Annotated in this window: 14 protein-coding genes; 4 read left to right on the top strand and 10 right to left on the bottom strand. The window is 59.9% G+C overall.

The features are described from left to right. Positions 1-5: 5 nt before the first annotated feature. The 4 genes from mrdA to A37A_RS0103935 form a co-directional block, all read right to left on the bottom strand. The gene (gene mrdA / locus A37A_RS0103950) at positions 6-2,057 is read right to left on the bottom strand and encodes a penicillin-binding protein 2 (protein ID WP_018290231.1); all 2,052 of its coding nucleotides are present in this window, start codon (positions 2,055-2,057) and stop codon (positions 6-8) included. Further along, complete coding sequence (locus A37A_RS0103945; RefSeq protein WP_155996469.1) at positions 2,054-2,659, bottom strand: hypothetical protein; 606 nt, start codon at positions 2,657-2,659, stop codon at positions 2,054-2,056. The genes mrdA and A37A_RS0103945 overlap by 4 nt, the downstream gene beginning before the upstream one ends. A 202-nt stretch (positions 2,660-2,861) precedes the next feature. After that, a complete protein-coding gene (gene mreC, locus A37A_RS0103940) occupies positions 2,862-3,755 on the bottom strand; it encodes a rod shape-determining protein MreC (RefSeq protein ID WP_018290229.1) in 894 nt (297 codons plus the stop codon). A 50-nt stretch (positions 3,756-3,805) separates the two neighbouring features. Then, a complete protein-coding gene (locus tag A37A_RS0103935) occupies positions 3,806-4,846 on the bottom strand; it encodes a rod shape-determining protein (RefSeq protein ID WP_026195634.1) in 1,041 nt (346 codons plus the stop codon). Positions 4,847-5,081: 235 nt separating this feature from the next. Here A37A_RS0103935 and A37A_RS0103930 point away from each other — a divergent pair, with 235 nt between their 5' ends. Beyond that, positions 5,082-5,843 carry a type I 3-dehydroquinate dehydratase gene (locus tag A37A_RS0103930; protein WP_018290227.1) on the top strand — a complete coding sequence of 254 codons (762 nt, stop codon included), beginning with the start codon at positions 5,082-5,084 and terminating at the stop codon, positions 5,841-5,843. On the opposite strand, the gene A37A_RS0103925 is transcribed toward A37A_RS0103930, so the two are convergent. The 5 genes from A37A_RS0103925 to A37A_RS15695 form a co-directional block, all read right to left on the bottom strand. Next, positions 5,750-7,063, bottom strand: a complete 1,314-nt coding sequence (locus A37A_RS0103925) for an NAD(P)/FAD-dependent oxidoreductase (RefSeq protein ID WP_020493982.1) — start codon at positions 7,061-7,063, stop codon at positions 5,750-5,752. The two genes, A37A_RS0103930 and A37A_RS0103925, sit on opposite strands and share 94 nt — an antisense overlap. A gap of 113 nt (positions 7,064-7,176) precedes the next feature. Then, positions 7,177-8,532, bottom strand: coding sequence for a hypothetical protein (locus A37A_RS0103920; RefSeq protein WP_018290225.1), 1,356 nt, complete (start codon positions 8,530-8,532; stop codon positions 7,177-7,179). A gap of 113 nt (positions 8,533-8,645) precedes the next feature. Next, a complete protein-coding gene (locus tag A37A_RS18110; RefSeq protein WP_026195633.1) occupies positions 8,646-9,521 on the bottom strand; it encodes a chorismate mutase in 876 nt (291 codons plus the stop codon). Positions 9,522-9,751: 230 nt separating this feature from the next. Further along, complete coding sequence (trpS, locus tag A37A_RS0103910; RefSeq protein WP_018290224.1) at positions 9,752-10,714, bottom strand: tryptophan--tRNA ligase; 963 nt, start codon at positions 10,712-10,714, stop codon at positions 9,752-9,754. 101 nt (positions 10,715-10,815) lie between these two features. Continuing rightward, positions 10,816-11,301, bottom strand: a complete 486-nt coding sequence (locus A37A_RS15695) for an NYN domain-containing protein (protein WP_018290223.1) — start codon at positions 11,299-11,301, stop codon at positions 10,816-10,818. A 287-nt stretch (positions 11,302-11,588) separates the two neighbouring features. On the opposite strand from A37A_RS15695, the gene A37A_RS0103900 reads away from it, so the two are divergent. From A37A_RS0103900 to A37A_RS15685, 3 genes are read left to right on the top strand one after another with little or no spacing between them, the layout of a single operon-like run. Next, entirely contained in the window at positions 11,589-13,148 is a 1,560-nt protein-coding gene (locus A37A_RS0103900; RefSeq protein ID WP_020493981.1) for a Do family serine endopeptidase, read from the top strand. A 35-nt stretch (positions 13,149-13,183) separates the two neighbouring features. Then, complete coding sequence (locus A37A_RS15690) at positions 13,184-13,708, top strand: 3-hydroxyacyl-ACP dehydratase FabZ family protein (RefSeq protein WP_018290221.1); 525 nt, start codon at positions 13,184-13,186, stop codon at positions 13,706-13,708. Then, complete coding sequence (locus A37A_RS15685; RefSeq protein ID WP_231363755.1) at positions 13,683-14,459, top strand: type III pantothenate kinase; 777 nt, start codon at positions 13,683-13,685, stop codon at positions 14,457-14,459. The genes A37A_RS15690 and A37A_RS15685 overlap by 26 nt, the downstream gene beginning before the upstream one ends. Positions 14,460-14,636: 177 nt before the next feature. Here A37A_RS15685 and A37A_RS0103885 read toward each other — a convergent pair whose 3' ends face one another. Then, positions 14,637-15,122, bottom strand: coding sequence for a YajQ family cyclic di-GMP-binding protein (locus A37A_RS0103885; protein WP_018290219.1), 486 nt, complete (start codon positions 15,120-15,122; stop codon positions 14,637-14,639).

Genomic DNA, 15,122 nt, shown 5'->3' with positions numbered 1-15,122 from the left:
TCTTGCTATCCTTCATCGGAGGAAGATCGGTCCTGGGCGTCTTCCTCTTCGCGAACCCGAGTGGCCGGATGAACCGGCGGCGGGGCATCGGCCTTGGGCTGAATCTCCGTCAGGCCGTCGAAGTTGCCCTGGGCCGGATTAAAATAGACCAGTTGCGGAGCGGATCCCGTTCGCTCCAGTTCCAAAATGCCTTCCAGGATTTTATGCACGATCGGGCCAGCCGTTGCACCTCCCCCGATGCCTCCTTCCACCATCACACAGACCACGTACTTCGGATGCTGATACGGGGCGAAGCCGACAAACCAGGCACGGACATCGTTATAGAGCTTTCCGTTCCACCGCCGTTTCGCCTGGGCCGAACCGGTCTTGCCGGCGATGGCGATTCCGGGGATTGCCACAGAGTGGCCAGTTCCGCTTTCGACCACGGCGAGCAGGCCCTTGCGGATTGCATTCAAATCTTGCGTCCGCAATCCAAGGGCGGCCCGTGGTCGGGGAGGAATGGAGGCGAGTTGGTGGCCCTGAGTGTCGGAGACTCCGACCACGAGCCGGGGATAGAGGACGGTGCCGCCGTTGGCGACCGCTCCCATGAGAACCACCATCTGGAGCGGGGTCACTTCCAAGAAGCCTTGGCCGATGGAGAAGTTAGCCGTATGGGCGGTCGTCCATCGTTCCAGAGGGTGGTAAAGTTTCATCCATGCAGGGCCGGGCAAAATGCCCGGGGACTCACCGAGGTAGGGCAGTCCGGTGGGCTGTCCGAAGCCACAAAGCTCCGCCATCTCGTCCAAATTCTTGATTCCAGTGCGGATGCCCAGTTGATAGAAAAACGTATTGCACGAATATTGGAGCGCTTCGTCTAGGGTGATGTTGCCGCGCCCAGTCTTGGTCCAGTCATGAAATAGGTGTCCACCGATGTCAATCGCGGCGGGGGAATAGATCTGCGTCTGGGGAGTGATGGCCCCGTACTTCAAAGCGGCGAGAGAAACCAGCACTTTGAAGACGGAGCCCGGGGAGTAGGCGGAGACGCTCCGATTGAGAAGCGGTCTTGTCGGATCGGAAGCGAGCCTTTTCCAATCTTCCTGGCTGATTTTGGGAACGAATCCATTGGGGTCGAAATCGGGTACGGAAGCCATGGCCAAGACGTCCCCGGTATTCGGGTCCGAGACGATCGCGGCTCCACGCCCCACCGTGCGAAGCGCGTCTTGCACGATTGCTTGTATCCGCGCATCCAGAGTTAGGTAGACAGACGCGCCGAGGTTCGGACTCGTGTATCCCTCTTCAGCGACGATGTAGCCTCGATGATTGACGCGAAGAATTCTGCCTCCTGGCTTTCCTTGCAACTGCCCATCCATCAACCGCTCGACGCCGATGCGGCCGACCGTCTCCAGATCGTAGCCGTCGGGCCCGAGGCGCTCCGTGTCACGGGGAGGGCCGACATAGCCAAGAACATGCGACGCAAAGGCACCGAAATTATAGTGGCGTACCGGACGCACGGCGACGTCGATCCCGGGAACGCCCAGGTTTTGCTCGGCAAAGCGAGCGACGGTCGCGTAGCTGAGCTCCGATGCGAAGCGAAAGGGGACGTTTGGGCTGGTAAAATAGTGACGTTGGAGTTCCTTCGGATTGAGTTTGACTTCGAGGTGGAGAGCGTTGGCGACGGGAATGAGATCGGTCATGACCACTCGGTAGATATCCGGCTCCTTGCGAAGCAGAGTTCCCCCGCCCATCCTCCGTTCCACCTGGATCCGGGGCACGCGGCCGCGATGGCGCTTCGGATACTCGCGCACCAGTTGATCGAGATAGAGATCGATTTCGTAGGTGGCACGGTTTTCGGCAAGAGCGATGCCGTTTCGATCAAGGATCGGACCGCGTGCGCCATCGAGGCGAAGGGCGATCGTGGTCTGATTTCTCAATCGACTCGCGTAAGTCTGCCCTTCGATCACTTGGAGAATCCATAGACGGACGATCAAAAGCCCCAGGCAGGATGCAATGACCAAGGCGACAAGGCCGACTCGGACTTTCGGCATGTAGAAGGCTGGAGAAGCCAGAGAATTCCTCACAACACTTCTATCTCCAGCAAATCGTCCTCTTTGTCGACGGATCTTCTGGATAGCAGCAACTTCCAACTCCAGTCAAAAAACCAGCCTGTGGGGACGCTGACGACTGCGGTAAGCAGCGCCGAGATCACAAATCCATTCCAGGGGGCGACCGACCAAACCCATTGACGATGCTCCAGAAGTGCGATCGCATGCGCCATTCCGAGAATTACGAATGTGGCCAGAGCGGCCATCCCTGGGAAGAACCAGGCGCTGTCCAGGAACAAGCCGTGCCGCACCAGAAACACAAGAATCGAAGTCAGCGTAAAGGCGAGTAGGTACGGACCAATAGGGCCTGGCGTGAGCAGATCGCGCCAGAACCCTACAGCCGCCGCGAGGCCGAAGGATGGGATCAGAGGCAGCCGGAAGGCGGCATAGGCAATCAGCATGGCTGACAAATCCGGCTTTACAAAAACCGGCGGCAAGCTTGGAAGAATCATCTGCAAGGGCACTACGACGATGCAAAACCCCAAGCAGAAAAGAGCTGGCACTGCGTAGATCGCCTTGCGGCCGAGATCTGCACCCAGCGAGCGCATCCTGAATCCGCCCGCCGCCATTGTCGTCACCCCATCCACTCTACCCTGCGTTTCGAAGAGCCAAGGGCAGAATCGAATTCGAATTCCTCCCTAAGGGCGGCGAGCGCAGTCCCGCCTTTTCGCGCAAGTCGTGGAAATCTGCACCTTCGGCCAGCCGCCCGCATCGTTCACTATTTTATAGCGCCTCGGGATTCGAATGGCAATGGAAAGAGAACCGGATGGACGGGCCGTGCTACCGGCCCAGCAAGACGACAAACATCTCGGACAGCTGGGTCAGATCGACTCCGGGATCGATCGTAGCTTCCCGGTAGAGGCCGAAGGAGCGCGAAGCTTCCAAGGGCAGCACCTGCCTGATGCTTCCCACATAGAGTCCGGCTGGAAAGACCCCTCCCAACCCGCTGGTCAGCACGCGCTCCCCCACGGCAACCTGAGCGTTCCTGGGAAGATAGATCATGCGGGCGTAGGGTTTGTTGTCCTCCGGTGTGCCCGCACCGACCACCAGGCCTTGATCCTTTGAGATCTCGCTCATCGCCGACACTTTGCAGTTCTCATTGGTTAGCAGAATGATTTGGCTGAGGTTCCGTGCGACGAGCCCCGTCTTGCCGACCACCCCGCGGGGGGTGACAACGGGAAGATCGGAAGAGAGCCGGCTGTCGTCGCCCCAACCCACGTCGACGTAAATGTTGCTCCACCAGTTGGAGGGGTCGCGGCTGATTACCCGGCAGGAGAGCAAGTGAAAGGCCGAGTTGTGCCGAAAGGAGAGCATCTCGCGCAGCCGATCGTTTTCCTCCTGCAGGTGGTTTAGATAGCTGTTCTGCATCGCTAGCTCGGCGTTGCGGACGCGCAACTGCTTCAGTTCGGCCTGGACCTCCGTCAGGGTCTTGGTGCCCAGATCGAAATCCTCCCAGGTCTTTAGGATGCGATCCCAAGCGGAAAGGAAGGGGGAAGCCATTTCGAGCCCGATCCTGTGCAGATCTCCTTCCCAGGCGCGGGGGAGTGCGAGTCCGATCAGCAGGAGAAATAGGGAAGCGGCCCCCAGATAGAGGGGGACGCGTCCCACCCTGCCGCGAGGCTCGATCGACGGTTCTCCGTGCGTGGGAATAGGCGAATCTTCGTCAACGGGCATGATGCGCGACAACTTCCGGAACCGCGGGAAGGTCCGGCACTGTTCCTAGCTCACCGGCGCCCTTCGGCCCGCGCGACCTTTTTGAGAACGGAATACTCTTCGAGGACCTTGCCTGTGCCCTCGGCAACGGCGCTCAACGGATCTTCAGCAACATGTACCGGTAAGGAAGTCTCTTCGCTCAAAAGGCGATCGAGGCCGCGCAGAAGGGCACCCCCTCCGGCCAGGACTACGCCCCTCTCGAGAAGATCGGCTGATAGCTCCGGAGGACAGCGTTCCAGCGTAATTCGAACCGATTCCACGATCACGGATAGCGGCTCCATCATGGCTTCCCGCACTTCCTGAGAAGTAACCGTCAAGGTCTTTGGAAGGCCCGCAACCAAATCACGTCCCCTCACCTCCATCACGGTCTCGGTTTCCAGCGGGTGGGCGGAACCAATCCGCATCTTGATCTCTTCCGCCGTGCGCTCGCCGATCATCAAGTTGTAGGCACGGCGGAGGTAGTTGGAAATGCTCTCGTCGAACTCGTCGCCTGCTACCCGGACGCTGCGGGAATAGACGATTCCGGAAAGGGAAATGATGGCTACCTCGGTCGTCCCGCCCCCGATATCGACAATCATGTTGCCCGAAGCCTCATGGATGGGTAGACCAACCCCGATGGCAGCCGCCATCGGCTCTTCGACGAGATAGACTTCACGAGCTCCGGCATGCCGGGCGGATTCCTCGACGGCCCGTCTCTCGACTTCGGTGATCCCGCTCGGCACGGCGACGACGATGCGTGGCCTCCGGAAGGAGATCTTCGCTTGGGTTTTGCGGATGAAAGCCTTGAGCATTTCCTCCGTGAGCCGGAAGTCCGCGATGACGCCGTCCTTCATCGGACGAATCGCCTGGATATTCCCCGGGGTGCGACCCAACATCCGTTTGGCCTCTCCGCCGACTGCCACCACTTGCTTGGTCGATTGGTGTACGGCGACGACCGAAGGTTCTCGCAGGACGATGCCTTGGCCACGGCAATAGACCAAGGTGTTTGCTGTCCCCAGGTCGATGCCAATGTCTCTCGCGAACGCAGAGGTCGCCCATTCCCACGGGCGGATGGATGGCTTTGGTGTCTGAATGCTGTGTTCCGGTAGAGGCAAAGCTTCCTTCGTGGAAGACGTAGAGTCGAGTAGAGGAGGGTTGTTCACGGGCGCGTTGGTAGCTTGAAAAAAAATCGGGGGGATTGCTAGAAAAAAGGATAGACTGGCAAAATGGTCGTTATTTATCCCGCACAGCTTTGCTCTTGGAAGGATCTGGATCCGTCACGAGCGGTCAGCGAACCCGAATGTTGCGATGGAACAAACGGCTGAGCCGAGGCGGGACGGAGAGGAAAAGTGGGCACAAGGCCCATGGATCGTCGGAACCATAACGACGGCGCGGGGCTTATCTTTTCTTAAGACCGCCGTATCGTCAGCGAATCTTGTAGAGGTGAGGCTAGACGCCCTGCTCGAAGGCGGGGTTCCGCCCCGGGAAGTGAGCGCACGCTTGGCCGAGCGAACCCGGCCCGCCCTCCTGACGCTGCGCATCCCCGACGAGGGAGGGCGCCGGCAATGGGCGCAAGCGGAACGGGAGAAGCTGCTCGACCAGCTTTTTCCGTTCATCGACGCGTTGGATGTGGAGCACCGCTCGCTGCCCCAGTTGCACGAATGGTGGGAGCGTGCTCGGGCAGAGAGGAAATGGCGGATTCTCTCCGTTCATTGGCTGGAGGGCAGCCCCGGAGAGGATCGGATCCTGGAGTATTGTTTCTGCCTGAAAGGAGCCGCGCCAGACTGGGCGAAAATCGCTCTACGGCTCCGCGGGCCCGAAGATCTTCGATCGCTCGTTCGTGTCTTGCTCGATCATCGATCCCAAGCCTGGGCCCTCATGGGGCTCGGGCCATGGGCTGGACTCTCCCGCATCGTCCTTGCCTCCCTGGGAAGTGAGCTGGTCTATGGCTATCTGGACGAACCGGCAGCCGCCGGTCAACCTTCGGTCGATGAGCTCGTCGATGGCTTGCGCCGCGTTGGGCTTGCGACCTCCTCCGATCGAAGGATGATGCGGGCTCCCAGGCGGTAAGTAAGGTAAGACCAGATCCATTGAAAGAGGACGATGACCTTGTTGCGGAATCCGATCAAAAAGACCAGGTGGATCCCCAGCCAGGCAAGCCACGCAGCCGGACCATTGAAGACCGCCTTGCCGATCCAGGCGACGGCCGCTGCCCGTCCGATCGTGGCCATCATCCCCTTGTCGCGATAGCGGAAGGCGGGGCGGTTCTCCGGAGGGCCGACGCCGGAGGAAAGCTCGGCAGTCAACAGGTTCGCGACATGTCGCCCCATTTGCATAGCAGCGGGAGCGATGGCGGGAACGTTTGGCAGGGACACGATGTCGCCGATCGCAAAGGCGTTGGGATGCCCGGGTAGGCTGAGGTCCGGGAGCACCAACAATCGTCCCGAGCGGTCGCGTGGTACGGGGAGGGCGGCGGCGAGGGGATGGGGAGCGATGCCTGCCGTCCAAAGGATATTAGCGGAACGAATCGTCTCCTCGGCCAGGGTCACGGACCCATTTCCAAGATCCTGAACGCGACTGGAGAGCCGAACGTCGACTCCAAGAGACTTGAGCCTGCGTTCCGCGATGCGCCCCAGCTTTTCCGGAAATTGCGCCAGGAGGCGAGGTCCCGCTTCGATCAGCAGAATGCGCGCCTTTGTCGGATCGATGTGACGAAAATCCCGGCGCAGTACATGCCGGGTCAATTCACCGATGGCTCCAGCCAGCTCGACTCCCGTCGGGCCCCCGCCGATGACAACCACCGTGAGAAGGTCCTTCCGTCGACCGGGGTCTTCCGCGCACTCGGCTTCCTCGAACGCGAGGAGGAGTTGAGCGCGGATTCTGTGGGCGTCGGAGAGGGTCTTGAGGCCTACGGCGTACTCCTCCCAGCCCGTTCGTCCAAAGTAACTGGTCACGGCTCCCAGAGAGAGGACGAGGTAGTCGTATCCGACGGAACTGTTCTCCAGCAAGACATTCTGCTTTTCCAAGTCGAATCCGACGATGCGATCCATACGAACGGTGATTTGCGGATAACGTCTGAGGATCGAGCGGATCGGGATGGCGATGTCCGGACCGGAAAGCCCCGCGGTCGCCACTTGATAGAGCAGGGGCTGGAAGAGGTGATAGTTTTCCTTGTCGATCAGAAGAAGCTCTCCCACGGGAGGAAGCCGGGAGAGCCGTTCTCCAAACGCCCGGGCCGCTGCCAAACCGCCGAAACCGGCTCCACAGATTACGATCCGAGCGATGCTCACGGAAAAAACCCCTTTCCCCCGGTTTCGCCTCGTTCCCCCGGTCATGGAAACCTAGGCCGGAACGCGGCGAAGCAAAGCGCCATTTCTCACAAGCTTTTTCCTGCGGCTAAGGTTTACAAACCTTCCCAGAGTTGATTGACCGGTAGAAAGCTGTTCGCTCGCACGACGATCTCCGTCTTCGCGTACGGAGAAATCGAGAACGGGAAAAGGCTCCAATGTTCCTGGCCGCCTTCCTCCGTCACCAGCCAGAGAAAGTAAACGCCGGAATGAAAACGCCCGTTCTGCTCCAGGCGACGCCATTCGAAGTGTCCATCCGCTCCCACCGGTATCGCCTCGAGGATCGAGCGCCTGGGAAGCTGAAGCAGCTGCTTTTGGAAATTGGCTCGTGCGGCTTCCGCTTGCGCTGTTGCGATTGAAAGCTCGTTTTGATTCGCTGTGAACTCTTGTTGGAGAGGAAGCATCTCCTCTTCGGATTCTGTAATGCGACCTTCGAGGAGGGAGATCTGATTCCGGATTTCCGTCACCTTGGGAGCGATCTGCGCCTGGAACTCTTCGGTCTTCTTTTTGAGCGCCTGCTGCTTCCGTTCGTAGGTGGACTGAAATTGCTGCCAGACCTTCAGCCCTTCCTCGGCCCATTTCCGCTCCGCGGTCACATTGACGGACGGAGGGGCGGAGTAGAGAGCGAGCTCGTAGGCGTTGGCCCACGCTTCCGGGGCGTGGACGGAAACGTCTTTCTCCGTGATCGGTAGTCCGATCTGCTTGCTCCGTTCCTGGAAGTTGGATTCGATGTGTGAAACCATCGCATCATACTCCCCTTCCAAGGCGGCTCCCTCGGTGGCCCACAACTTCCTTCCCTTTTCCTGGGCTTCCTTCCCTGCATTCTTCAGTTCTTCCTCCGCAGCATGGATCTGCTCCTTGAGCAGGCGGATCCGTTCCTGCTGGGCAACGAGGTCGGAGCGGACGTGCTGCAGGTTGCTTTCGCAGCTTTGAACGGTCTGACGGTAGGGCTCCACCGAACTGCCGCAATCCCGTCGCAAGGCGCGGACATCTCCAGAAAAGTCGTAGACCACATACGCCTTGGCCGGCATGGGAAGCTTGCCGGGAAAAATCTGGCCTTCCACGCGGGTTTCGCGCAGCGAGTAGTAGGTGCCATAACCCATGGCAGCCACGGCGCTATAGAAGAGCAAGCGGGCGAGGACGGCTAGCCATACGGCACCCCGAACCCCGGTTTTGGTCTCCTTCTCCTCGCCGAGCACCTCCTCGCGAAAGGCTTCGTCGGAAACCGCAGTCGACTGCTTCGGGGCCTTTGCTTTCGGTTCCCAGGCAATTGGAGAAGGGAGAACGTCGGAATCGACGGAGCCGCTCTCGCCGCCGTCCGGGTCGAGAGGCGGCTTGCTTTTCGTGTCGGCCTCTTGGGCGATAGACCCGGACAGGGAGCGGGGAGGACGGTGAGTCACCCTCCCAACCATCCAGGGCGGACCTTCGCTTCTGGGTCCGCGTCGGGAGGCGGGGCGAGGCTGGGTGCTCTGGGAGCCGGACTGCTCTGAACCGATAGAAGCCCCCCCTTTTTCGGATCGAGTGCTCATAAGCGGGTATCGGATGATACAGGGTAGGCCCCCAGGAGCACGATCCAAGCGGAATCCCCGCAAAGGGCGCTGCAGGTCTCCCGCAGCGCCTCGCGCGATGGAGGATCGAACACTTCCCAGAGGTGAACGAGCGCGCTCGCATCCGGCGGCTCTTTGCCCCCGGCGCAGGGATTCGTTGGAGCCCAGCAACCGCCGAAGCGGTGCCGCCACCGATCCATTGCCTCCCGCGAGCATCCGGCCAGGAGGAAGACGGCCTTTTGGCTTTGGGAACCATCTTGCGGCCGGATTGGCTCCTTTCCCAGGCGGATGATATAGAAACGGGAGCGCCAGCCCATCCGGTGGATTGCGAGCAGGTGGGGTAGATCGCTCTCGCCGCAGACGGTCACGGGCGATTGGGCATCGGGCTTGCGCAGGAGCCAGTGTGACCAATCGAGCAGCCGTTGCTTGGGGAGGACGAGAATGTCGATCGATTCCTCGACGAGCAGCCGCTTGCCTTCCTCTGCGGAGCGGACCATGCGATACCCGTCCGAGGAGCCGAAACGGCGATGGGCGGCGAGCAGACTGGCGGCTCCTCCGCAGCAGCCGATCCGGAGGACGCCCTGCTGGGCACGTGAGAGGGAAAAGATCTCCTGGAAGATTGCTCGAATCCCTAGAGGAGAGAGAGAGCCGGCATCTTGCTTGACTAGATCTCGGATCACGGCTTCTTCACGGACGGGATCGAAAATGAGTTGGGATTCTCGGCGTTTTCGCTCTCCGATCCGTTTCGCCACCTCCATCCTCTGGTTGAGGAGCGCGAGAAGCTGGCGATCCATCTCGTCGAGCCTTCGACGCAGCCGATCAATCTCCCCAAGGGAAGTGGCGTCTGGATCCATGGGATCGTTCTCGATGGGATCGAATCAAGTTGCGGATCTCTTTAACCTGCTTATATCACAAAGTTCGTACCCGAGGCCCGGCGAATGAGCCTGGATGCAAGGCAGGGCGCCGGTTTCCCCCCGGGAGCTGTATTGACGACATACGGCGAGGAGGGCGAAAAACCCAAGTCCCAACGAAGCAGCCGGGTCCATCTGGCAAGCCGCAGGAGAATGCTTGTGAGACATGCAGGCTAGAGCAGACCAACCGCTCGCCGCGCTAATTCCCATGTCGGAGCGGCCGCTGCACGAGCCGAGCGAGCGCCTTCCTCCAAAACCTCATCGACAAGTTGGGGTTTTGCCCTTAGCTCCTCATATCGTTCGCGGAAAGGTGCCAGAAAGCGCTCGAGCTTGCTAAGAAGCTCCTTCTTGAGGGGCGCGTAGCCGACTCCTCCCCGCCGCATGGAGGAGATGAATTCCTCGAGTTCCTGCGGCTCGCTGACGAGTCGATAGAGGGAGACCAGCACCGAGCCGGCAACCGGCTTCGGCTCGCCGACGGGGGTGGAGTCGGTGCGAATGGCCATCACCCTCCTGCGGAACTCTTCCCGATCCCCGAAGAGCTCCAGTGTGTTTCCATAAGACTTCGACATCTTTTGTCCGTCGATTCCCGGAATGGTGGCCAAGCCCTCGTCGATGTCTTCCTTCGGAACGACGAACACGGGTCCGAAGGTCTGGTTGAACTTCACGGCCAGATCACGCGTCACTTCCAGGTGCTGTTTCTGGTCGGTTCCCACCGGAACCAGATCTGCCCGGTAGAGCAAGATGTCGGCCGCCATCAGGACCGGATACGCAAAAAGGGCATGTGTCGGAGCAATGCCCTTGGCCAGCTTATCCTTATAACTGTGGCATCTTTCGAGAAGACCGATCGGAGTCACGGTGGATAGGAGCCACGAGAGCTCCAAGACCTCGGGCACCGCGCTCTGCCGGAAAAAGACTGCCCGCTTCGGATCGAGCCCGCATGCCAAGAACGCGAGAGCTGCTTCTCGAACGTTCCGGCGCAAGGCCTCGGGGTCGCCCAGAGTCGTTAGGGCGTGAAAATCGGCGATGAAGAAGAAGACTTCTCCTTTTTCCTGCCATCGGATTCCTCGCTGCATCATGCCGAAGAAGTTCCCGAGATGAAGGAACCCGCTGGGTTGAATACCAGACAAGATGCGCATTCGCAACGGCCCTCAATGTTGGTGGAAATCAGGTCCACGAAGTCGATCGACCGTCATTCGCCTTCTCTTGCGGGGGACGCCGACTTGCCGCCAAGAAGCGGTCACCATCTAGCCTTCCGGTGAACTCGACTCAAGGTAGCCACCAGCTTTCCTTGTAGTTGTTCCAGTTCGGAAGCGAGCCATTCCGGCGAGGAGCACCAGGCTCCCATCGCTTCGATGGAGCGCCGCTCCGCCTGGTCCGCGGTAACCACCGTCACCCGCTCTCGATCTGCCCGCTGGGCAATAAAGGCTTCGATGACCGAGTCTGCCGTGCAATCGGGGGCGGAATAGACAACGACCATCTCCTCCGCCGACGAGTCGATCCGATCCCGCCGAGAACCGAAACGCCCGTCGAAGACGAGGATCACCGACCAAGCCCCTGTGTCATGCATCTGCTGGAGCTGCTCGGAGAGAAGCTCGCGTGCCTGCCTGGGCGAGTGTGCGTGGATTTCTCGCAACTCCTTCCATGCAAAAATTACGCTGTGACCGTCGACGACCAGCGCCGGAGCGGCAGAGCGCTCCCGGGCGATGGCGGCCTTGGTCTTCATCTCATTTTCTTCCTGGCGCAGGCTGAGGGACCGCAGACTTCTCGCGTTTGCGCTTGAGATAAGCCTTGCGGCGCCTTCGCTTTTCGAACTTATTCCACTGTTTGCTCACGATTAATGGTAGTGGGCGCAACCTCAGCCTCTCTGTCAAGGCTCAACTGCTTGGGAAGTTCTGGTTTCTCGACCCCGCGGAAATCCCGATTGCAATATCGCTTGAAAGGAGTGCGCGTTTCCGTTCAACTCTTGCCGAAAACTCGGAAGATTCCAGAAGACTAACCTATCCTGCACGCATGAAATCCAATTGGCCCGCGGGCGCAAGCCTAGTCCTTTGCATTGTCTATTGTCTCCTCTCCTTTCCTGTCCGCTCGGTTGCTACCGTGCAGTCTCTTTCTTTGGCGAGCCCTTCCAGACAGGTCAAGGAGACATCATTCTCCATTCAGGTCGACGACGCAGCGCTTCCCCGACAGGGGGCGGGCCTCCTGACCAGCTTCGCGCCGATCGTGAAGAAAGTGGTCCCAAGTGTCGTGCAGATCGCGACCACCCAGCGGGTCAAGGTGCCGGAAGGCTGGCCTTTCCCTTTCCCTCCCTTTTTTAACGAGCCTCCTTTTCGCCGCTTCTTCGGACCCCCGGAAGGAGAAGATCAAGGGGGAAGGCGGCAGGCCCCCTCGCAGCCGCCTCGCTCTCACCGCCAGAGCGGGCTTGGATCCGGGGTGATCATTTCCCCCGACGGGTACATCCTGACGAACAATCACGTTGTGGAGGTTGCCGAAGAGATCAAGGTTCTGGTGGGCGAAGCGAAGAAGGAGTATGCCGCGAAGGTGGTCGGGAAGGATCCCTATAGCGATATCGCGCTTGTCAAGATCGAGGCGAACGATCTGCCGGCGGCCGTGTTCACGGATAGCGACAAGGTCGAGGTAGGCGATATCGTCCTGGCGGTGGGCAACCCCTTTGCCTTGAGTCAGACCGTGACGATGGGGATCGTAAGCGGCAAGGGACGAAAAGACGTCGGCATCGAAGAGTACGAGGATTTCATTCAAACCGATGCGGCGATCAACCCCGGCAATTCTGGAGGAGCCCTGGTCGATGTCGAGGGTCGGCTGGTTGGGATCAACACGGCGATCGTGAGTCCCGGCCGTGTCGGCAATCTCGGCATCGGGTTTGCGGTTCCCTCGAACATGGCTCGCTACGTCATGCAGGAGCTCGTGAATCACGGGCGAGTGATTCGCGGTTTCCTCGGCGTGACAATTTCGGAAGTCACCCCGGACTTGGCGCGGGCATTTAGGCTGAACGAGCCGATTGGCGCCCTGGTCGAACAAGTGACGCCGGGAGGGCCCGCCGCCCAGGCCGGCGTCAAGGACGGGGATGTGATCATCGGATTCAACGGGCAGAAGGTGATCGATCCCCGAGTCTTCCGCCTGGCGGTATCGGAGACGCCGCCCGGATCGAAGGTTATCTTAAAGATATGGCGCGATGGAAAAGAAGTCACCGCACAAGCCATTCTCAAGGAACGGCCGAACGAGCCGGTCGCTAGCAGCGGCACTCCCGGAGGTTCGGAGCAGGGGACATTTCTACCCGGAGTCGAGATCGCGGAACTCAATGGCGCGGCTCGCCAGCAGTTGGAAATTCCGGCAGAAGTGCAGGGAGTCGTGGTGACCAATGTCGACCAGGATTCGCCGGCCGCGCGTCCCGGGCGGAACCAACTGCAGCCGGGCGATGTCATTCTACAAGTGAACCACCGCCCCGTGCGTGCCGTTCGTGAGGCTCTGGAGGCGGCGAAATCGAGCCAGGGAGACATGCTCCTGCAAGTCTGGTCGCGGGGAATGACGCGGTTTGTCGTGGTGAAGCGATAGCGGCTCCCATCCAGAGAGCGGGAAAAGACTGGGGAATGGGAGAAAGAGGCGTTGAGCAGGGGGCTTTGACGAGCGAAGCCACGACGAAGAGTTTCTCTCGCGACCAAATCGAAAAACTCCTGCCGCAACAGCCACCCTTCCTCTTTTTGGACGAGGCCGTCGTTGCAGAGCGACGGGTGCGGGCGAACTACCTGCTCCGAGGGGAGGAAGACTTTTTTCGCGGTCATTTCCCGGGAAATCCGACTACCCCCGCCGCCATCGTCTTCGAAGCTCTCGGTCAAGCGGGCTGCCTTTGGCTTTGGACCGTTGCGGACAAGCAGGCTCGGAGGGAGATACTCTTTGCTGCGTCCGACGGCGCCCGCTTCTTTCGGAAGACCGGCCCAGGAGATCGCCTTCTGCTGGAAGTCGTCGTCATGCGGATTTTTGGACGAGCGGCCATCTTTTCCGGCAAAGTCTCTGTTCGAGGGGAAGAAGTCGCCCGGGTCAAGCGGCTCACGCTGATCCTCCTCGAGGAGAATGGGCGTGGGAGAAAGCTTGCCGGCTCACTTTCTTGTCGCTGACGTCAGTAATTCCTTTACGAAAATCGCGGCGGTTCGGAAGAGCCGGCTCTGCGAGCTTCAGCGGAGGGCCACCGAGGAGGTTGACGAACCATTCGTTCTTTCTCTAGCCGCTCGCTATTCCTCAGTACCTCTGGTGCTGGGAAGTGTGGTTCCCGCTCGAACCAGCTTGTTTTGCTCGGCTTTTGCCAATAGCCACTTTCTGGTCCATGGCCGGGCAGACCTCGGCTTCCTTCTCGACTATCCCAATCCTGCGGAGATCGGGGCGGATCGGCTTGCGAATGCGGCTGCGGCGCTCCACTTCTGGCATCCTCCGGTCGTCATCGTCGATTTCGGGACCGCCACCAACTTCGATATCGTAGACGCTTCGGGCGCCTTCTGTGGAGGAGTTATCGCTCCCGGCCTCGACCTGATGACCTGCTATCTTCACGAGCGGACTGCGCTCTTGCCGAAAGTCCGTCTTGCGGAGCCGGAGCGTGGTTTCGGCCGGAGCACCGTCGAAGCCATTCGGGTTGGGGCCATTCACGGGTACCGAGGGATGATCCGTAGCTTGCTTGAGGGAATCCGCAAGGAGCTTGGCGTGGACCGATTGACCGCAGTGGCGACCGGAGGCCATGCCGCTCTGGTTGTGCGCGGACTGCCCGAGGTCTGCGGCGTGCGCCCGAATTTGACCTTGGAAGGGTTGCGCATCCTAGGAGAAAGATGGCTGAGCGGGCCTCGCCCGGGAAGAAGAGCTTCTCCCCGCTTGCGTTAGCCGCCACTTCTCACAAATGTCGTAGCCGAGGCGCCGCAAATGGCTTGGATGCGAGGCGCGGCGACGGTTTTCCACTCAACTGTATGAAGACATACTGCAAGGATGGAAAACCAAGCGAGGGCGAAGCAGACAACCCAATTGTGCAAGCCGCAGGAGAAAGCTTGTGAGAAATGGCGGCTAATCCCGGAAGTTTTGAAAGGAGAGCGCGTAGGGGAATTCCCTGCCTCGCAAGGCGGTGATGACCTGCTGCAGATCGTCTCGGTTCTTGCCCGTGACGCGGACCTGATCTCCTTGGACTTGTGCTTGGACCTTCAGGCCCGTTTCGCGGACGGCATGGGTCAGAAGCCGGGCGGCGTCCGAGTCGAGGCCCTGCTTGACGATCAACTCTTGGGAAGCCTTGCCCGTGGACGAAACCGAAGGAGGCTTGATTTCGATATTCTTCAAGCTCACGTTCCGGCGGGCCAGCTTTCCCAATAGGATCTCTCGGATCACCGAGAGTTTGAAGGCGTCGTTTGCTCGTAAATGCAGGGTAGGGCGCTCGTAGTCGATTTCGGCACCGGCCCCTTTGAGGTCGAAACGGTTGGTAATTTCCTTGCGCGCTTGATTGAGCGCATTCGTTACCTCCTGCTCATCTACTTCCGAAACAATATCGAACGAGGGCAT

Source organism: Verrucomicrobium sp. 3C, assembly GCF_000379365.1.
GTDB lineage: Bacteria > Verrucomicrobiota > Verrucomicrobiia > Methylacidiphilales > Methylacidiphilaceae > Methylacidimicrobium.
This window is presented reverse-complemented; position numbering and strand designations above follow the sequence as displayed.